Raw genomic sequence first — 17,799 nt, forward strand, 5'->3', positions numbered from 1 at the left:
CGGGCCCGCTCAGGCCCGCAGCGCCAGGGCCACGGGATCCGCCGGCGCGGCGGCGCGGACGCGGTTGCGCCCGGCCTTCTTGGCCGCGTAGAGGGCGGCGTCGGCCGCCGTGAACAGCCCTTCGGGCGGATCGCCGCCGGCCGGATCGGCACAGGCGACGCCGATGCTCACCGTCGCGATGCCACCGACCTCCGGGGCGTGGGGGATGCGGAGGTTCACCACGGCCCGGCGGACGCGCTCCGCCGCGACGCTGGCGGCCGTCGCGTCGACGCTCGGTAACAGGGCGACGAACTCCTCGCCGCCGATCCGGAAGCTCAGGCCGGCGGTATCGAGGGTGCGTTGCAGGCACTCCGCCACCGCTTTCAGCGCCTCGTCGCCGCGCTGGTGACCGAAGCGGTCGTTGAACTGCTTGAAGTGGTCAGCATCGACGATCAACAGCGCCAGGGGCGTCCGCAGCTGTGCGGCCCGCTTCCACTCCACGGCGAAGTGCTCGTCGTAGCTGCGCCGGTTCGGCAGGCCCGTCAGGCCGTCGGTCCGCGCGAGCACGGCGAGCGCGGCGTTGGCCTCGCGGCTGGAGGCTTCCGCGGCCACGTGGCGCCCGACCTCCCGGTGCAGCAGGATCGTCAGGCCGAAGGCGAGGAGGCAGAGGCACAGGATCAGGACGGCGACGATCGCCGCCTTGTAGATCCAGCCGCTGCGGATGCTGTCGACGTCCGTCGCCACGGTCACGATCAGCGGCAGGTCGTCGAGGTCGGCGAAGCTGTAGACCCGCTCGACGCCGTCGAGGAACGAGCGCCCCTGGAACTCGCCGCGCGCCTTGGCCCGGTACATCTTGTAGCCGGGGCTCGCGCTGATGTTCTGGCCGAGCGCCTCCGGCCGTGCCGGCGCCCGGATCAGCAGCGTCCCGTCCCGGTGGAAGACGTTCAGAGCGATGCCGTCGTCGAAATGCAGGCGCTCGAACAGCGCCTGAAAATGCGCGAGCCTGATCGATCCCGACACGATCCCGGCGAATGAGCCGTCGGGCGTCCAGATCCGCCGGGTCATGCGGATGATGGGCTCACCGGTCATGAGAGATACGGTCGGCCCGGACAGGATCAGGCCGCCTTCGGGATTCGACCGATGGAACTCGAATTCCGGCAGCGTGCGCATGTTGGGCCGGGTCCGCACGCCGGGATCGCTCGTCAGCCGGACGTCGCCGGCCGCGTCCGTGACAGCGATCGGACCGAGGCCGGAGCCCGCCACAGCCGTGTCGAACAGCGCCAGGCGCCGAATATCCGGGTCCAAGGCCGCGATGTCGGCGCGACTCGCGAGCCGTGCGGAGTTCCGCAGCGAGAGGTCGTAGACCCGCAGGCTATGGCCGACGCCCTCCTCGATCACCGCCAGGAGATTCCCGGCGTTGCGGCGGGCGTTGTGCCAAGCGACGTCCCGCAGATCCAGGCAGAGATAGACGCCGAGCAGCGCGAGGCAGAGCAGTAGGCATGTGCCGGCCGCCGCGATCAGGCGCGAGGCGCGATCGTCCAGGTGAGCTCTGATCGCTGTAGCGGTCGCGCGCAGGAGCATTGGCTCGATCGGGCTGCCACGAACCGCGCCATTGCGGTTGACGGGCTTACTGTTCACCCGATCTTACGTCCACGAAGATTGAAAAAGCGGTTATTGGCGGCACTAAGAAGCGCTGAATCACCGCTAATACAAATACAGGCCGCCGCGGCTGTCAGTCCCGCCTCGACGCGTTCACCGTGGGCCGGAGCCCGGGTGTGATCGCGCAGATGCACGAAGGCGCGCGCCGCGGGCCGCCTCTCGCCCGCAACGCGCGCCGCCGCCTGGTCCCGACGAACGCGGAAACCACGGAGCGTCAGTCACCGATGCCGAACAGCTTCTCGATGAAGTTGCGGTCGTCCTTCGGTGCGCGCCGCGACGGTGCGGCCTGGCGCGGCGCCGGGGCCTCCGGCTCGCCGAGGATCTGGCCCAGGAGCCCGCCCGGGCCCGCCGGGGCGGCACTCGCCACCGAGGCGGTCGTCTCCGGCTGGCGGCGCCAGCGGTTGAGGCCCGGGAGCGGGACCGGCGTCTGCCCCTTCAGGGCTTGGGTCATATAGGTCTTCCAGATCTCCGCCGGCAGGTTGCCGCCGGTGACCTTCTTGGTGAGCTCGCCGTCGTCGTTGCCGAGCCAGACGCCGGTCACGAGGCTGCCCGAGAAACCCATGAACCACGCGTCGCGGTAATCCTGGGTGGTGCCGCTCTTGCCCGCGAGGTCCCAGCCGGGAATGTCGGCCTTCTTGCCGGTGCCGCTGACGAAGGTCTCGTGCATCATGGCGTTCATCATGCCGTCGGCGTTGGCGTCGATGACCCGGCCCAGACCGTTGTCGGACCGCTTGTAGAGGACCTTCCCGTCCTGGCTCTTCACGGCGGTGACCACGTAGGGGATCACGCCGATGCCACCGTTGGCGAAGGCCCCGTAGGCGCCGACCATCTCCAAGAGCGTGACCTCGGACGTGCCGAGGGCGATGGAGCCGTTGGCCTGGAGCGACGAGGTGATGCCGAGCCGCTGGGCGGTCTGGACCACGGTCTTCGGCCCGACCTCCTGGCCGAGGCGCACCGCGACGGTGTTGAGCGACTGGGCGAGCGCCGTCCGCAGGGTGACGGGACCCTCGTAGCGGTGGGAGTAGTTCTCCGGCGCCCAGTTGCCGATCCGGATCGGCGCGTCCTCCCGGACCGTGTCGGGCGTGGCGCCGTGCTCCACGGCCGCGAGGTACACGAAGGGCTTGAACGAGGAGCCGGGCTGACGCTTGGCGGTCGTGGCCCGGTTGAACTGGCTCTGCGCGTAGTCGCGGCCGCCGATCAGGGCGCGGATGGCGCCGTCCGGCCGCATCGAGACCAGCGCCCCCTGGCTGACGTTGTAGCGCGTGCCCTTGGCGTTGAGCTCGTCGGTGAGCGCCTTCTCGGCCGCCGCCTGGAGGCTCGGATCGACCGTGGTCTGGACCGTGATGTCGGTGTCGAACTTGCCGACGTAATCGTCGAGCACGTCCATCACGAGGTCGGCGACGTAGTTGGCCGACCCGCCGCCGCGGGCGTTGGCGGGCTTCGCCGGCTGGGCGAGCGCCACCTTGACGTCCTGCGCCGACGCGAAGCCCAGCTCCTGCATGGCGGCGAGCACCTGCGCGGCGCGGGCCTGGGCGGCCGGGAGGTTGCGGTTCGGGGCAAGGCGCGAGGGCGCCTGCACGAGGCCGCCGAGCATCGCGGCCTGCGCGAGGCTCACCTCCTTGGCAGGCTTGCCGAAATAGCGCTGCGCCGCCGCCTCGACGCCGTAGGCGCCGGCGCCGAAATAGACGCGGTTCAGGTAGAGTTCGAGGATCTCGTCCTTCGTGTACTTGTGCTCGAGCCAGAGCGCGAGGATCGCCTCCTGGATCTTGCGCGAGGCCGAGCGCTCCGGGGTCAGGAACAGGTTCTTGGCGAGCTGCTGGGTGAGGGTCGAGCCGCCCTGCGCCACGCCGCGCCGGGTCAGGTTCTGGCCGATGGCCCGCATGATACCGACCGGGTCGACGCCGAAATGCTGGTAGAAGCGCCGATCCTCGATCGCCACGAAGGCGCGCGGCAGGTAAGGCGGCAGCTCCTTGATCGACACGACGCGGCCGCCGGTCTCGCCGCGGTTGGCGAGCAGGGAGCCGTCGCTCGCCAGGATCGCGATGTTGGGCGGACGCTTCGGCACCGCGAGCTGGTCGATCGGTGGCAGCTGCGAGGCGTGGTAAGCGATGAGCCCCGCGAGCCCGATCACCCCCCAGAGGCCGAGGACGACGCAGCCGTAGACGATGCGGCCGAGCCAGGAACGCCGGCGTCGGCCGCGACCCGAGGCCTTCGCCCGCCCCGTTGTCCGCGCCGGCGCCTTGCTCGGCTGCCGCGCTCCGCCGCCCGATCGCTTCGCCACGCCGTCTCCTGCCCCGGGGCGGTCCTCACGGGTCAGGCGCAGGTCGAGTTCGCCGCGATCCCGCGCGCGCCCTTCGGGCACGTCGAAGTTCGGCTCAATCCTGCCCCGACCCTTGGCCATGCATCCCGTTCTCGAATGTTCCGCCGCGATGCGCGACCGTCAGGCACGCCGCAGGACGGTTTCCGCACGCCAAATGCGGCGGTTTCGCGCCCCGTCCGGCAACGACACCGGGGCCGGCACCGCCGGCGATCCTTGTCGAAACCGTTTGTGACCGCTTCGCGGTACGGTGCGGAAAAAGGCTGGCCAATCCGTTAAGGACCGCGCCGGACGGTCGGGATCGAGCCCGGCCACCGCGTGTTGGGACGACGCTGCCCTAGCGCGCGGCGCCCTGAAGCTCGCCCGTGCTCGCCAGGATCGTCTCCTGCAGCGCGGTCGCCGCCGCGTGGTGGCGACCCGGGCCGAGCACGACGAACTCGACCGCGCCGAGCGGCGGCAGGCCGGCCGCCTCGGAGATCGCGGCGAGGCCCGGCGGCAGGATCTTGGCCGAATGCGGCGCGATGCCCAGGCCCGCCTCGACGGCGGCCCGCAGCCCCATCAGGCTTCCGCTGGTGCAGGCCACCCGCCAGGACCGGCCCACTGCCTCGAGGGCGTCGAGCGCCAAGGTGCGGGTCATCGACGGTGGCGGGTAGAGCACGAGGGGCAAGGGCTTGGCCGGATCCGGCACGAGGCCGGGCCGGCCCGTCCAGATCAGATCCTCCGCCCAGGCCAAGGTCCCGCGCGGGTCGCCGCGCCGCCGCTTGCAGAAGATCACGTCGAGCTCGCCCGCATCGTAGCCCTGGTAGAGGGCGCGGCTCAGCCCGACCGTGATCTGCAGATCGACCGCGTCGTGCCGATCGGCGAAGCGGGCCAGGACCTGTGCCAGGGTCGACAGGGTGTAGTCCTCGGAGACGCCGAGCCGGATGCGGCCGCGCAGGCCTTCCGGCGAGAAGAAGGCGCGCAGCCGGTCCTGCGCGTCCACCACGTCGCGGGCGAAGCCGATCATGGCCTGACCGTCCGGCGTGGGCGCGACCCGGTGGGTGTCCCGCGTCAGGAGCGCGCGACCGAGCGCCTGCTCTAGCCGGGCGATGTGCCCGCTCACCGTGGATTGCCGCAGACCGAGAGCCTGCGCCGCGGCGGTGAAGCTGCGGCTCTCGACGACGGCCAGGAACGAGCGCAGCAGCTCGATGTTCGGGTTGCCTATCATGAGTCACGATAACCGATATCGGTAACCTGCGGGCGCCGCGCAGCGTTAGGGTTCGGGACAACCCCGTCCCAGAGCCGCGCCGCGAAGCCTTGCCCGATGTCCGCACCCGTTATCGTGACCACGCTGTTCGTCGGCGGCCTCATGGCGATCCCGACGCTCGGGAAATGGGCGACGCAGGTCACAGAGGTGCTCGCCTCCCTGCTGGCGATCGCCACCGTGCTGGTCGCGATCCTGTATCTCTGCGATCGCTGGCCCGACTACTTCGCCAATCCGCGGATGCCGGTCGGCCTGACGGCGACGCCCTTCGCCGACTGAGACGATGAGTCGTCCCGCGCGAGCTCGGAGACCGGGGAGCGATCCCTTCGCCGGCGCCGCCCTGGCGTTCGTCGCCGGCTTCGTCGACGCTGCGGCCTTCATCGCCCTGACCGGCCTCTTCACCGCTCATGTCACCGGCAACTTCGTCCTGATCGGCGCCGAGCTGGTCGCGAGCTCCAGCGGCGTGGTGGCCAAGCTCCTGGCGCTGCCCGTCTTCGTCGGAGCGGTGGCGGGGGCGCGGGTCCTGGCCCTGGCGCTGGAGCGGCGGGCTTTCGACCCCCTGCCCTGGCTCCTCGCCGTGGAGGTGACCCTGCTCGCGGGATTCGGGCTGTGTGGCACCGTGTGGTCGCCCCTCGGCGGAGCGGACAGTGCCGCTTCCATCGCCGTCGGCATGCTCGCGGTCGCGGCCATGGGGTTACAGAACGCCATCGGCCGCCTGTCTCTCGGCCATCTCGCCCCCACCACGGTCATGACGGTGAGCGTCAGCCAGGCCGTCATCGACGCGACCGACCTCGTCCTGGGACGCGGCCCACAGCGCGATCAGACCCGGGAGAGGTTCCTGCGCGTGCTTCCGGCGATCGCGGCCTTCGCCGCGGGCGCGCTGTTCGGCGCCTTCGGGATCGCCCATCTCGCCTTCGGCAGCATCGTCCTGCCGCTCGGCGTTCTGACGGCCCTGATCGTCCTGGCCGCGGCGCCAGGAGACGCCGGCGCCGGGCCGTGAGGAGCCGCGCCGCGCGGCGCTCGGGCGGCGACCGCCGTCACCGCTCGGCCGGCGGTTCGGGCGATGGCTTACCCAGCACCCGTCGCGCCTCGGCGAGCAGCACGGGATGGCGGGCCGCCTGCGGACCGGAATCCGGCGTCTCGCGGCCGAGCCGGGCGATGCGCGCCCCGAACAGGCGCCGGCGCAGACCGAACCGGCGGACGCTCATCAACAGCGCCTGAAGCACGAGGCGGACCGCCTCGGTCCGCTCGCGCTCCTCCACGATCGCCGCCGCGAGAGCGGCCTCGCGCCGGAGCGCGGCTTCGAGCTCCTCCCGGACGGCGGCGCGGGCCGCCTCGTCCTTGCGCGCCGCGTCGAGCTGGATCCGGCATTCCTGGAGTGCGCTGAGCAGCAGAAGCTCCTGCGCGGACGCATCCCTCATCAAGGCCTCCCGGGGCGCCGTCTCCCGTCCGACGACGGGGCGTTCCGCCCGATCACCGTCGCGCCGGCCGCGGACCGGCCCGCGCGCATCCTTGTGCGACGCCATAGCGAGCGCGGCCGCTGGCCGGAAGCCGCCGACCGGATTATTCGGCACCCGCACCGCGAACCACGGGGGAATCGGGGACGTGCAGATTCGGATCGCTCTGGCCTTCGGGGCCATCACGCTGGGAGGCGGCGCGCTGGCACCCGCCCCGGCCCAGGCCTACCAGCTCGACACGGTGAACCTGGTCGGCTGCGCGCAGGAGGGCGGCGTCTGCCGGATGCCCTATCCCACCAACGTCTATTACGGCGTGCCCGGCCGGACGAACGGCCGGCCGTTCCCGCAGGGCGGCGTCGTGCCCTGCAACACCCAGACCTTCGGCGATCCGGCGCCGGGCCAGGCGAAGAGCTGCTGGTACGCTCCGCGGATCAACGCGGGCGGCGGTGGGGGCTACGGCGGCGGCTACGGCGGTGGCGGCGGGGGTGCCTACGGCGGCGGGGGCGGCTACCGGAATGACGGCTACGACGACCGGCGCGACGCCTACCGCGACCGCCGCGACTACGACCGCCCGCCGCCGCGCCGCTCCTACGACGACGATTACGGGCCGGGGCCACGCCGCTACCGGGGTGATCCCGACGAGTACTGATCTCGGTCGAGCAGGGCAGGCACGGGAACGTATTTGCCCTGTTAACCGCGATCCGGCATCGTCCGGCTCCGCGGAGCCACGAGACGGGACGGAGGAGCTGATGACGGAGAATCGCCGCGGCACCTTCCGGAAGAACGCCTTCACGTTCGGCGCCGTGCTGCTCGACGGCGGCGAGGTGAGCTGCCTGGTCTGGGACGCCACCGACGTCGGCGCGCAGATCGAGGTCGAGGACGATCAGGCCGTGCCGGACCGCTTCGCGCTTCGTGTCAGCACGGGCACCGAACCGCGCCCGGCCACCGTGGCGTGGCGGCGCAGCCGGCGGATCGGTATCGCCTTCGACGGCTGAGGTCCCTCAGGTCGCCTGCAGGGCCGGGCTCGGCTTAGGCCCGGACCCGGCCAGCCGGAACCGGCGCGGCCGGACGAACAGCAGGTCGAGCGCCGTTCCGCGGACCAGCCGCTCCAGCATGAGCGGCAGGACCACCGCCATCGCCATGACGGTCAGGCTGGCGAGGCCGATATCGGCGATCGCGCCGGTGCGCACGAGGATCTCCCGGGTCGCCGCCATCGGCATCGAGAAGGCGAGGTAGATCACGATCGAGCGCTGGCCGCAGGTCCGGACCGCCTCGGCGACCGGACCGCCGGCGCGGCCGATGAGAGCCGCCGCCACCACGATCGCGAGGGCACCGGCCCCGCCGAGGGCGAGGCTCACCAGCGGCAGGCTGGCGAGGGTCGGATGATCCGGCAGGCCCGACGGGGTCAGCGCGAGCCAGCCTTCCAGGACCGCCCAGGCGCCGAGGCCGCAGAGGGCGAGCGGGACGCGGCGGCGCGCCGCGTCGGCGAGCGCGAAGATCCGCCCGGCGAACAGGTAGCCCGCGACGAAGTAGACGTAGCGGGCGCAGAACTCCTCGATCAGGGTCGACTCGCTGCGGATGTCGGCGATCTGCAGCAGGGCGGCGCCGGCGAGGAGCACGCCGCCGGGCACGCGGCGCAGGGCCTTGGTGACCACCGAGAACACCGCCAGCAGGTAGATGAACCAGAGGCTGGAATAGGGCTCGATCAGCGCGTGGGCGAGATGCGCCGCGAAGGCCGCGGGACCGGCATCGCCGACGATCTTGCCGTACTTGGCGACCGACTGGATCACCAGCCAGAGCAGGTAGAAATAGGCGAAGTGGACGACCCGGCGGTCGGAGAACAGGCGCCAGTCGCGGTCGATCACCCGCCCGACGAACAGTCCGGAGAGCAGGAAGAAGTCCGGGATGCGGAACGGCTTCGCGAAGGCGACGATCGGGTGGAGGAAGCCCTCGCCGCCCATGGCCTCGCCGGTGCCGATGACCGAATGCATCATGACGACCAGGAGGATGCAGATCCCCTTGGCGATATCGACCCAGGCGAGTCGATCCCCCGTATCCCCGACCCCGGCCATCGTCCGAACCCTCGCGATCGGGGCGATCCTGGACCGGTTCGGGTTGACGGCAAGGAACGGGGCGGCGGCCACCTGCGGATGTGACGAACGCCCGGTAAACGCCGGCCGGGCAGGTGTCAGATCTTGCGGCGCGCCGACTTCCGCTCGCGGGTCATGCGCGTGGCGGCGTGGAAATCGTCGGGCTTGCCGCGGACCCAGACGAGGAAGCGCGCGATCTCCGGATCGGCGCGCAGGGCCTCGACGTCGGCGAGGCGCTTGGCGATCTCCGCCTCGCTGTAGCGGGCGTGGATCGCCGAGTGGCAGATCTGGTGCAGCCGGACCGTGCCGCGATGGGTCCCGCCCTTCAGCTTCGGCGTGAGGTGATGGAGGCTGGAGCGGGCGCGGCGCGGGATCGGGCGCTCGCAGAGGGGGCAGACCGGGTCCGGCGGGCCCGGGACGCCCGGCGCGTCCGGATCCTCGGCGCTCCAGCGCTGCGAGCGCCGTCCGACCACGCGAGCCTCCCTCTCCTACCCCTGCTGGTCCACCGGCTGCGGGCAAGCCGGACCGACGCCCTGTCCGAACAGCGCTTCGGCCTCGCGATCCCGGCTCCCCAGGATGGAGACGTGGTCCCCCGGGATCACGTCGATCCGCGCCCGCGGGCCGGCCGCCTCGGCGAGGTTCCGCGCCAGCTTGGCCGGCACCACCGTGTCGTCGCGGCCCTGCACGATCAGCACGGGCGCCGACCCGTCGCGGATGCGCAGGTCCGAGCGGTACGTGTCGCGCAGGAGCCAGATCGGGGCTAGCGGGACATGCAGCCGCACGGTGTGGGTCATCGAGTCGAACGGCGCCTCCAGGTACAGGCCGATCGTCGGCACCCGTTCGGCGACGGCCACGGCCACGGCGGCCCCGAGGGAGTGTCCGTGGAGGAGGATCGGCGCGTCGGGCGCCCGCGCCCGCGCGGCCTCGACGGCCGCCAGCCCGTCGCGGATCAGCCCGTCCTCGCTGGGGCTGCCGGTGGAGCCGGGATAGCCGCGATAGGCCACAGTGAGCACGCCCCAGCCGCGCGCCCGCCAGGGCTCCGCGGCGAAGCGGGCCGCGTGCGGCTCGGGGCGGGACCCGTTGCCGTGGAAGCTCACGACGACGCCGCAGCCCGGCCGCGGAGGCCGCCACAGGCCGTGCAGGGTCTCGCCGTCGGGGGTCGCGACCGTGATCGTCGCGAGGCCCGGCGGGATCGTCCACGGGTTCTGCGGCCCGAAGGCGCCCGGATAGAGGAACCGGCGCTGCCCGAGCGCGAGCGCGGCGCAGGCCAGCCCGCAGAGGAGGAGCGCGGCGAGCAGGAGGCCGGCGATGAGGCGCATTGCGGTGCGATTGCGGCGGGGGAGAACGCGTGCGTTCGGACGAACGGTTTCGGGGATGTGTTTTCTAGGGCGGCCGGTCAGCATTGACAAAGCCGTCCGCGGGCCCGAGTCTGGAACCGTTCCGAGGGGGGCCCTGAAGAGGGCTGAGATTGGGCACGCTGCCCTGACCCTTGAACCTGATCCGGCTCATACCGGCGGAGGGACGGGAACCTGCGGTCGCATCTCGCGCGACCTCATCTCATCTCGGCCATCGCGTGGACCGGACCGCTCCAGCACGAGGAGAGGCCCACGATGAACGCACCCGTTCTCCCGAAGGACGTGAAAGGCAGCCCCGAGACCGTGACCACGGGTCCGGTCACCGGATCGCGCAAGGCGTACGCGAACCCGGCCGGGCGGCCGGACATCCGCGTCCCCTATCGCGAGATCGTCCTCTCCGATCCGAAGGAGGAAGCGGTGCGGGTCTACGACCCGTCGGGCCCCTACACCGAGACCGATGCCCGCATCGACCTCAATGCCGGCCTCCCCGGCGTGCGCGAGCCCTGGGTCGCCGCCCGCGGCTACGCGGCCGTCGCGCCGCGCGCGGTGAAGCCCGAGGATAACGGATTCGCGGGCGACAAGCTCGTGGCCCCCTGCCCCGCCGAGCGGACCATCCGCAAGGCGGCCCCGGGCCAGATGGTGACCCAGTACGAGTTCGCCCGCGCGGGGATCATCACCGAGGAGATGATCTACGTCGCCCACCGCGAGAACGTCTGCCGGGAGGCCATGCTCGCGGGCGCCGAGGCCGCGCTCGCGGACGGCCAGAGCTTCGGGGCCTCGGTCCCGCCCTTCATCACCCCGGAATTCGTCCGCGACGAGATCGCCCGCGGCCGGGCGATCATCCCGGCCAACATCAACCACACCGAGCTGGAGCCGATGGCGATCGGCCGGAACTTCCTGGTCAAGATCAACGCCAACATCGGCAACTCCGCCGTGACCTCCTCGGCCGCCGACGAGGTCGAGAAGCTCGTCTGGTCGATCCGCTGGGGCGCCGACACGGTCATGGACCTGTCCACCGGCCGCAACATCCACAACATCCGCTCGTGGATCATCCGCAACAGCCCGGTCCCGATCGGCACGGTGCCGATCTACCAGGCGCTGGAGAAGGTCGGCGGCGACCCGCTCAAGCTCGACTGGGAGGTCTTCAAGGACACGCTGATCGAGCAGGCCGAGCAGGGCATCGACTACTTCACGATCCATGCCGGCGTGCGGCTCGCCCACGTGCCGCTGACCGCCCGGCGCGTCACCGGCATCGTCTCCCGCGGAGGCTCGATCATGGCGCGCTGGTGCCTGGCCGGGCACCGGGAATCGTTCCTCTACGAGCGGTTCGACGAGATCTGCGACATCATGCGGGCCTACGACGTCTCGTTCTCGCTGGGCGACGGCCTGCGCCCGGGCTCGATCGCCGACGCCAACGACGCCGCGCAGTTCGGCGAGCTGGAGACGCTCGGCGAGCTGACCAAGGTCGCCTGGGACAAGGGCTGCCAGGTGATGATCGAAGGCCCCGGCCACGTGCCGATGCACAAGATCAAGGTCAACATGGAGAAGCAGCTGAAGGAGTGCGGCGAGGCGCCGTTCTACACCCTCGGCCCGCTGACCACCGACATCGCCCCGGGCTACGACCACATCACCTCGGGCATCGGCGCCGCCATGATCGGCTGGTTCGGCACCGCGATGCTCTGCTACGTCACCCCGAAGGAGCATCTCGGCCTGCCGGACCGGGACGACGTGAAGACCGGCGTCATCACCTACAAGATCGCCGCCCACGCCGCCGACCTCGCCAAGGGGCATCCCGCCGCGCAGCTCCGGGACGACGCGCTCAGCCGCGCCCGGTTCGACTTCCGCTGGGAGGACCAGTTCAACCTGGGCCTCGATCCGGATACCGCCCGGCGCTTCCACGACGAGACCCTGCCGAAGGACGCCCACAAGGTCGCGCATTTCTGCTCGATGTGCGGGCCGAAATTCTGCTCGATGAAGATCACGCAGGACCTGCGCGCCGAGGTGCTGGCGATGGAGGAGGCCGGCGAAGTCGTGGGCGCGGCGCCCGCGATGTCGAAGGCCGAGGCCGAGGCCGGCATGCGGGCGAAGTCGCAGGAGTTCCTGGCCGAGGGCGGCAAGCTCTACGTCGACGCCGCCGAGTGAGACGGGCGCGCGCCCGGTCCGCTCAGGATTCGGGCGCGCCGCAGCCCCGCCCCGGCGTTCCGCCGTGCGGGGCCTCGATATCGAGAATGTCGCCTGGGCGGGCGCCGTAGGCATCGTGCAGCGCCGCGAGCATCAGATCCGCGGCGATGCCCGTGTCGGGCGGCGATCCCAGCTCCACGAGGCGCGCGAAGTTCTCCGCCGGGTCCGCCTGGACGTATCCGAGCGCCGCCAGAGCCTGCCGTGCCGTCGCATCCAGCCGCAGGCGCCTTCGGCCGGGTGGCCCGTAGGCGCCCGACGCGGCCTCGCAGAACATCCGCGTATCCCGATCCTGGAAGATGCACTGGACGTAGCGCTGCGCCTGTCCGTGCGGCGCGACGACGATGAAGCGGTCGCGCGAGACGTCGACCGGCCCGCGCCTGTGGATGGCGTCGAGACGCTCCACGACGGCGCAGCGGTGCTCGCGGATGAACGGCGCGCGCGTACCCGGATCGCCAGCCGCGGCCGGCGCGGCGAGCGCGGGACTGGTCGCCAAGACGAGCATCGCCGAGATCCTGTACATCGCGTGCTCCACGCTGCGCGGGGTGGGCCGCAGTCCCGTCGCGGGAAGACGAACCGGCTGGGCGCCGAGTCGACCCAGGAGAAAATTCAGCACGGATTTGTGTCGCGCAGGTAACGCGATGTTCATCGCATCTCCGATTCCGCCACATCATCCGGTGGACCGGCGGTCGCCATTAAGGAACGATTAGGCAGGACCGCGCCTCAATCCTTCGATCACAGGATCGCAGGAGACCGGCGATGGAGATCCGAACGCTGACATCCACGACGCCGGGGCCGCAGGGCCTCGACGCGCTCGGAGCGACGGCCGCCGCCGCCGTGACCCAGCAGGCGCCCGAGCCCGAGACGTCCGCCAAGCCGCTCGAGCCCGCGGTGAAGCTCGACATCGGCACGAACGGCGGCAAGGCGCGGTACATCCAGGATCCGGACACCAGCTCGATCGTGTTCCAGGTGGTCGATCCGTCGTCCGGCAACGTGATCGACCAGCTCCCGAGCGAGACCGCCCTGCGCAATCGCGCCTACGATTCCGCCCGCAGCACGCAGGGTTCGCAGAGCGGCAGCCTCTCCCGCGTCGCCTGAGCGGAGTCGCTCAGGCGCGCAGCCGGCGGACCGAGTCATCGACCGGCGGCGCGGCCAGGCCGAACTGCGCCAGCGGCAGGATCTCCACCGGCGCGTCCCGCCGCGCGACGAGCACGCTGTTCTCGGCGACCGTCGTCCAAGTGCCGTGATCCCGGTCGAGCGGCTCCGAGGCGACGACCACGCCGCCCTCCGAAGCGCGGTAGTAGAGCGAGTTCGCCTTGTCGTTCGCGGCGTAGCGGAACGCGTAGAGATCGCGCCCGTCGGCCAGCGCCGCGGTGAACCGGAACGGATGCGGCCCGGCGAGATCCGTGAGGCGCGCGAGCGCGCGCGCCGTCGCCTCGACAGGATCGCGGCGCGGCCCCGGTCCCATCAGGCCGCAGCCCAGAAGCCCGAGGAAGATCGCTTCGGAATCGGTGGTCCCCGCGCGCGACGGGTACAGCTCGTCCGGGATCAGCGCCTCGACCGGGCGCCGCAGGCGGCTCCAGTCGCCGATATAGCCGTTGTGCATGAACAGCCACGGGCCGCAGGCGAAGGGATGGCAGTTCGGCCGGGTGATCGGCGTGCCGGTCGCGGCGCGCACGTGCGCGAAGAACAGGTGCGAGTGCAAGTGCCGGCACAGGTAGCGCAGGTTGTCGTCCGACCAGGCGGGCTGGACCTCGCGGTACCGGCCGGGCTCCGGGTGATCGCCGTACCAGCCGAGCCCGAACCCGTCGCCGTTGGTCGCCGCGGTCGATTCGAGCGCCGCGATGCTCTGCGAGACGAGGCTGTGGGACGGCTCGGTGACGTAGTGCTCCAGCGGGATGGTGCGTCCCGCATAGGCGATCCAGCGGCACATCGACGGGCTTCTCCGGGTGTCTGTCGACCGGCTGATCCGGGACGATCGTGGACAAAGCGCGGCACCTTGAGCGCGCGGTCGATCACGATCCGTCGCGAAAGGCGTGCCGCGGCCCGTCTCAGACGCCGTGCGTCTGGAGCCAGCTCTCCAGGAGGGCCACCTGCCAGAGCTTCGAGTTGCCCTTGGGCGTCAGCGTGCCGTCGGGATCGGCGAGCAGATGATCGACGTAGGCGCGGTTGAAGATGCCACGCGCGCGCGCCTCGGGCCGGTCCAGCACGTCGCGGACGTAGTCGAGGAACGTGCCGCGGATGTGCTTCAGCGCCGGAACGGGGAAATACCCCTTCTCGCGGTCGATCACCTCGGCCGGGACGATCGTCCGCGCGGCCTCCTTGAGGATGTACTTGCCGCCGTCCCGGACCTTGAGCTCCGCCGGGATGCGGGCCGCCAGCTCGACGAGGTCATGGTCGAGGAACGGCACCCGCGCCTCGAGGCCGCAGGCCATCGTCATGTTGTCGACCCGCTTGACCGGATCGTCGACCATCATGACCTCTTGGTCGAGTTGCAGAGTCTTGTCGATGGCGCTGTCGCTCCGCGAGTTCGCGAAGAAGGTCGCGATGTAGTCGGTGCTGTGGTCGCCGCCGACCATGTCGGGCGTCAGGGCCTCCCGCATCTCGGCATGGTCGCGGTCGAAATACGCTTTCGCGTAGTCGGCGACCGGGTCCGTCGAGCCCATCAGCTTCGGATACCAGTGATAGCCGCCGAACACTTCGTCGGCGCCCTGCCCGCTCTGGATCACCGTCACGTGCTTGGCGACCTCCTGCGAGAGCAGGAGGAAGGCCACCGCGTCGTGGCTCATCTGCGGCTCCGACATCGCCGCGATGGCCGCGGGCAGTGCCTCCAGCGTCCGGGTGCCGTCGACCGCGAGCTTCGTGTGGTCGGTGGCGAAGGTCTCGGCGATGATGTCGGAGTACCTGAACTCGTCGCCCTCCACGCCGTTCACCGCGTCGAAGCCCACCGAGAAGGTCTTCAGTCCGCGCTGCCCGCCGCGCGCCAGCAGGGCAACGAGCAGCGAGCTGTCCAGGCCGCCCGAGAGAAGGACACCCGTCGGGACGTCGGCGACCTGACGGCGCTCGACGGCGGTGCCGAGGGCCTCGAGGACGGCCTCGCGCCAGTCCGCCTCGGTCCGGCCACGGTCGGCCGCGCGGGGGCCGATCGCCAGGGTCCAGTAGGTCGACGCGTGCCGCGTCCCGTCCCGCTCGATCGTCAGGATCGTCGCCGGTGGCAGCTTGCGCACGCCCTTAAGGATGGTGAGCGGGGCCGGGACGCCCGCATGCCAGCTCATGTAGTGGTGGAGCGCGACCGGATCGACCGCGGTATCGACGTCTCCGGCGGCGAGCAGGGCCGGGAGCGACGAGGCGAAGCGGAAGCGGCCCTTCGTCTCGCTGTAATAGAGCGGCTTCACGCCGAGCCGGTCGCGCGCCAGCACGACTCGCCCGGAATCCCGCTCCAGGATCGCAAATGCGAACATGCCGGCGAAGCGCTCGACGCAGGCAGTTCCCCAGGCGTGGAAGGCCTTGAGCACCACTTCGGTGTCGCTCGTCGAGAAGAACGCGTAGCCCTTCGCCTCGAGTTCGGCGCGCAGCGCGCGGAAATTGTAGATGCAGCCGTTGAACACGATCGCGAGCCCGAGGGCGGGATCGATCATGGGCTGCTGCCCGGCCTCGGACAGGTCGATGATCTTGAGCCTGCGATGGCCGAAAACGACCCGGCCGGAACCGAAGAGCCCCGCTGCGTCGGGCCCGCGCGGCCGCAGAGATCCCATCATCGCGTCGACGGCGGCGGGGTCCGCCGGCCGGTCGAAGCAGATCTCGCCGCAGATTCCGCACATGGTGTCAGCAGGGTCTCGGTCCGGCGCCACGCGCGCTTCTTGGAGCGAAACGGCTCGCGCGCCGCGGCGTTCCGCCGACCCGGCCGGGACGCTGCGCCGGGCTCACGCGGGGCCGCCCAGGGATCACGACCATGAGATGCCGGACCCGTTTGACGCCATCGCCGTGGAACTGCTAGACCATGGCCGTACATGAGCGCACGGCGCCGTTCGGAGTTCGCGCTCCGCGACAGACCTTATCCGTGCCGACCATGTCGGCGGGCGTAGTTCAGTGGTAGAACGTCAGCTTCCCAAGCTGAATGTCGTCGGTTCGATCCCGATCGCCCGCTCCAATCCTCATAAGCACTTCGTAGGGGACCGTGGTACGCTGACAGGCGAGCGTACCACCAGCGTACCACCGTCAGCCGAATCAACGCTCGCTTCCGCGTTGTCCGAGCGCACGCGAACTGCCACGCTGCCGGGACGACGACCCTCACCTGACTTGGCCGGTATTTTGGCCCGGGCCGAGTGGGAGGCTACTGCATGGTAGCGGCCATGGGTAGCCGGAAGGCCAGATCTGGGAAGCTGACAGGCGCAGGTGGCCGATAGCCAAGCGACGAGCGCGGTCGGACGCGGTTGTAGGTGGATTGCCACAGACCAATCACGACCTGCGCCTCCTTCAGCGAGTCGAAGATCTCTTGGCGTAGGCACTCGTCGCGCAGCCTACCGTTGAAGCTCTCACAGTAGACGTTCTCCCACGGCGATCCCGGTGCGATGTACTGGATCTGCGAGCCAGCTTTGGCGACCCACTGGCGCAGCGCCTTCGAGATCATCTCGGGGCCGCTATCGCAGCGGATGTGCTCCGGGATGCCGTGCAGGCACATGGCGTCGGCCAGTGCCTCGATCACACCGAGGCTGTTGATCCGCCGCGCCACCTTCAGCGCGAGGCACGCCCGGCTGTGCTCGTCGATCAGCGTCAGGATGGGCAAGGTCCGGCCGTCGTGCGTCTGGGCCTGCACGAAGTCGAAGCTCCAGACGTGGTTGCGGCGGAGCGGGCGCAGCCGTTTGCCCGAGCCGTCGTTCAGCCAAAGCCGGCCGCGCGGCCGATGCTTCTGCGGGACCTTCAGCCCCTCGCGACGCCAGATGCCCTCATCCTGAGGTTCTCGAAGGATGAACCCGGTCCTTGCCCACCTGCCACCCTGCCGCCTGCAGCAGCGCGGTGACGCGGCGATAGCCATAGCGCCCGTACTCGGACGCCAGGGCGATGATGGCGCGGGTCAGCTCATCCTCGTCCGCCAACAAGGTCGGCACGTAGCGTTGCGTGCCGCGGTGCTGACCGACGATCCGGCAGGCGTGACGTTCGGAAGAGACCGTACTTCTCCCGGATCCCGTCCACCGCCTGCCGGCGTCGCTCGGGGGCTACAAGTTTCCCGAGGCGACGTCCGCCAGCACCTGATCCTCCAAGGATAGATCGGCTACCAGCCGCCGCAGCCGCGCGTTCTCGCGCTCCAGGCTCTTCATCTTCCTGGCCTGATCGACTTGGAGACCGCCGTACTCCTTGCGCCAGCGGTAATAGCTCTGCTCGGAGATCTCCGCCTCCTTGCACGCCAGCGCCAAGCTCTTGCCCTGGGTCGTCTGCACCTCGATCTGGCGCAGCTTCAGCACCACCTGCTCCGCACTCGTCTTCTGGCCTCGCCCCATGTTCAACTCCCTCGGTCCCAACT

At 70.7% G+C, this 17,799-nt stretch carries 16 protein-coding genes, 1 tRNA gene, 1 pseudogene and 1 riboswitch; of the genes and pseudogenes, 7 read left to right on the top strand and 11 right to left on the bottom strand.

Annotation, left to right across the window (positions count from 1 at the left end; all coding sequences use genetic code 11):
• Positions 1-9: 9 nt before the first annotated feature.
• The 3 genes from C4T42_RS22705 to C4T42_RS22715 form a co-directional block, all read right to left on the bottom strand.
• Positions 10-1,560, bottom strand: a complete 1,551-nt coding sequence (locus C4T42_RS22705) for a diguanylate cyclase (protein WP_020092816.1) — start codon at positions 1,558-1,560, stop codon at positions 10-12.
• 292 nt (positions 1,561-1,852) lie between these two features.
• A complete protein-coding gene (locus tag C4T42_RS22710) occupies positions 1,853-4,039 on the bottom strand; it encodes a transglycosylase domain-containing protein (RefSeq protein ID WP_103985897.1) in 2,187 nt (728 codons plus the stop codon).
• Positions 4,040-4,292: 253 nt separating this feature from the next.
• On the bottom strand, positions 4,293-5,159 hold the full coding sequence (locus C4T42_RS22715; protein ID WP_042672295.1) for a LysR family transcriptional regulator: 867 nt from the start codon (positions 5,157-5,159) through the stop codon (positions 4,293-4,295).
• Positions 5,160-5,258: 99 nt separating this feature from the next.
• On the opposite strand from C4T42_RS22715, the gene C4T42_RS22720 reads away from it, so the two are divergent.
• Both C4T42_RS22720 and C4T42_RS22725 read left to right on the top strand, forming a co-directional pair.
• A complete protein-coding gene (locus tag C4T42_RS22720) occupies positions 5,259-5,477 on the top strand; it encodes a hypothetical protein (protein WP_020092819.1) in 219 nt (72 codons plus the stop codon).
• Positions 5,478-5,481: 4 nt separating this feature from the next.
• Positions 5,482-6,198, top strand: a complete 717-nt coding sequence (locus C4T42_RS22725; protein ID WP_020092820.1) for a DUF1275 family protein — start codon at positions 5,482-5,484, stop codon at positions 6,196-6,198.
• A 37-nt stretch (positions 6,199-6,235) separates the two neighbouring features.
• Here the strand turns inward: C4T42_RS22725 and C4T42_RS22730 are convergent, their stop codons facing one another.
• Positions 6,236-6,619, bottom strand: a complete 384-nt coding sequence (locus tag C4T42_RS22730; protein WP_026604872.1) for a hypothetical protein — start codon at positions 6,617-6,619, stop codon at positions 6,236-6,238.
• Positions 6,620-6,803: 184 nt separating this feature from the next.
• On the opposite strand from C4T42_RS22730, the gene C4T42_RS22735 reads away from it, so the two are divergent.
• Both C4T42_RS22735 and C4T42_RS22740 read left to right on the top strand, forming a co-directional pair.
• Positions 6,804-7,304 (top strand): hypothetical protein, encoded by a 501-nt coding sequence (locus C4T42_RS22735; protein ID WP_020092822.1) that lies wholly within the window; start codon positions 6,804-6,806, stop codon positions 7,302-7,304.
• Positions 7,305-7,404: 100 nt separating this feature from the next.
• Complete coding sequence (locus C4T42_RS22740; protein WP_020092823.1) at positions 7,405-7,650, top strand: hypothetical protein; 246 nt, start codon at positions 7,405-7,407, stop codon at positions 7,648-7,650.
• Positions 7,651-7,656: 6 nt separating this feature from the next.
• Here the strand turns inward: C4T42_RS22740 and C4T42_RS22745 are convergent, their stop codons facing one another.
• The 3 genes from C4T42_RS22745 to C4T42_RS22755 form a co-directional block, all read right to left on the bottom strand.
• Complete coding sequence (locus tag C4T42_RS22745) at positions 7,657-8,727, bottom strand: acyltransferase family protein (RefSeq protein WP_103985898.1); 1,071 nt, start codon at positions 8,725-8,727, stop codon at positions 7,657-7,659.
• 116 nt (positions 8,728-8,843) lie between these two features.
• Positions 8,844-9,218 carry a restriction endonuclease gene (locus tag C4T42_RS22750; RefSeq protein WP_020092825.1) on the bottom strand — a complete coding sequence of 125 codons (375 nt, stop codon included), beginning with the start codon at positions 9,216-9,218 and terminating at the stop codon, positions 8,844-8,846.
• Positions 9,219-9,233: 15 nt separating this feature from the next.
• Positions 9,234-10,064 (bottom strand): alpha/beta hydrolase, encoded by an 831-nt coding sequence (locus C4T42_RS22755; RefSeq protein ID WP_020092826.1) that lies wholly within the window; start codon positions 10,062-10,064, stop codon positions 9,234-9,236.
• 114 nt (positions 10,065-10,178) lie between these two features.
• Positions 10,179-10,284: riboswitch (TPP riboswitch) on the top strand.
• A gap of 71 nt (positions 10,285-10,355) precedes the next feature.
• Between C4T42_RS22755 and thiC the strand changes: the two genes are divergently transcribed.
• The gene (gene thiC / locus C4T42_RS22760) at positions 10,356-12,242 is read left to right on the top strand and encodes a phosphomethylpyrimidine synthase ThiC (RefSeq protein ID WP_020092827.1); all 1,887 of its coding nucleotides are present in this window, start codon (positions 10,356-10,358) and stop codon (positions 12,240-12,242) included.
• 22 nt (positions 12,243-12,264) lie between these two features.
• Here thiC and C4T42_RS22765 read toward each other — a convergent pair whose 3' ends face one another.
• Positions 12,265-12,801 carry a hypothetical protein gene (locus tag C4T42_RS22765; protein ID WP_049961948.1) on the bottom strand — a complete coding sequence of 179 codons (537 nt, stop codon included), beginning with the start codon at positions 12,799-12,801 and terminating at the stop codon, positions 12,265-12,267.
• 236 nt (positions 12,802-13,037) lie between these two features.
• On the opposite strand from C4T42_RS22765, the gene C4T42_RS22770 reads away from it, so the two are divergent.
• Positions 13,038-13,376, top strand: a complete 339-nt coding sequence (locus tag C4T42_RS22770; RefSeq protein ID WP_020092829.1) for a flagellar protein FlaG — start codon at positions 13,038-13,040, stop codon at positions 13,374-13,376.
• Between the two features lie 10 nt (positions 13,377-13,386).
• On the opposite strand, the gene C4T42_RS22775 is transcribed toward C4T42_RS22770, so the two are convergent.
• Positions 13,387-14,211, bottom strand: coding sequence for a class II glutamine amidotransferase (locus C4T42_RS22775; RefSeq protein ID WP_020092830.1), 825 nt, complete (start codon positions 14,209-14,211; stop codon positions 13,387-13,389).
• A gap of 118 nt (positions 14,212-14,329) precedes the next feature.
• Entirely contained in the window at positions 14,330-16,099 is a 1,770-nt protein-coding gene (locus C4T42_RS22780; RefSeq protein WP_103985899.1) for an N-acetylglutaminylglutamine amidotransferase, read from the bottom strand.
• A 254-nt stretch (positions 16,100-16,353) separates the two neighbouring features.
• Between C4T42_RS22780 and C4T42_RS22785 the strand changes: the two genes are divergently transcribed.
• Positions 16,354-16,428: transfer RNA gene (locus tag C4T42_RS22785), tRNA-Gly, on the top strand.
• A 183-nt stretch (positions 16,429-16,611) separates the two neighbouring features.
• Here C4T42_RS22785 and C4T42_RS22790 read toward each other — a convergent pair.
• A pseudogene (locus C4T42_RS22790) lies at positions 16,612-17,776 on the bottom strand (IS3 family transposase).
• Positions 17,777-17,799 lie beyond the last annotated feature (23 nt).

This window comes from Methylobacterium sp. 190mf, from assembly GCF_900107945.1.
Classification (GTDB): Bacteria; Pseudomonadota; Alphaproteobacteria; order Rhizobiales; family Beijerinckiaceae; genus Methylobacterium.

Coding starts and splice junctions, on each gene's coding strand:
- C4T42_RS22705 (WP_020092816.1), bottom strand. CDS start 1,560: ATGCTCCTGCGCGCGACCGCTACAGCGATCAGAGCTCACCTGGACGAT.
- C4T42_RS22730 (WP_026604872.1), bottom strand. CDS start 6,619: ATGAGGGATGCGTCCGCGCAGGAGCTTCTGCTGCTCAGCGCACTCCAG.
- C4T42_RS22725 (WP_020092820.1), top strand. CDS start 5,482: ATGAGTCGTCCCGCGCGAGCTCGGAGACCGGGGAGCGATCCCTTCGCC.
- C4T42_RS22755 (WP_020092826.1), bottom strand. CDS start 10,064: ATGCGCCTCATCGCCGGCCTCCTGCTCGCCGCGCTCCTCCTCTGCGGG.
- C4T42_RS22775 (WP_020092830.1), bottom strand. CDS start 14,211: ATGTGCCGCTGGATCGCCTATGCGGGACGCACCATCCCGCTGGAGCAC.
- C4T42_RS22770 (WP_020092829.1), top strand. CDS start 13,038: ATGGAGATCCGAACGCTGACATCCACGACGCCGGGGCCGCAGGGCCTC.
- C4T42_RS22745 (WP_103985898.1), bottom strand. CDS start 8,727: ATGGCCGGGGTCGGGGATACGGGGGATCGACTCGCCTGGGTCGATATC.
- thiC (WP_020092827.1), top strand. CDS start 10,356: ATGAACGCACCCGTTCTCCCGAAGGACGTGAAAGGCAGCCCCGAGACC.
- C4T42_RS22765 (WP_049961948.1), bottom strand. CDS start 12,801: ATGTACAGGATCTCGGCGATGCTCGTCTTGGCGACCAGTCCCGCGCTC.
- C4T42_RS22710 (WP_103985897.1), bottom strand. CDS start 4,039: ATGGCCAAGGGTCGGGGCAGGATTGAGCCGAACTTCGACGTGCCCGAA.
- C4T42_RS22740 (WP_020092823.1), top strand. CDS start 7,405: ATGACGGAGAATCGCCGCGGCACCTTCCGGAAGAACGCCTTCACGTTC.
- C4T42_RS22720 (WP_020092819.1), top strand. CDS start 5,259: ATGTCCGCACCCGTTATCGTGACCACGCTGTTCGTCGGCGGCCTCATG.
- C4T42_RS22780 (WP_103985899.1), bottom strand. CDS start 16,099: ATGTGCGGAATCTGCGGCGAGATCTGCTTCGACCGGCCGGCGGACCCC.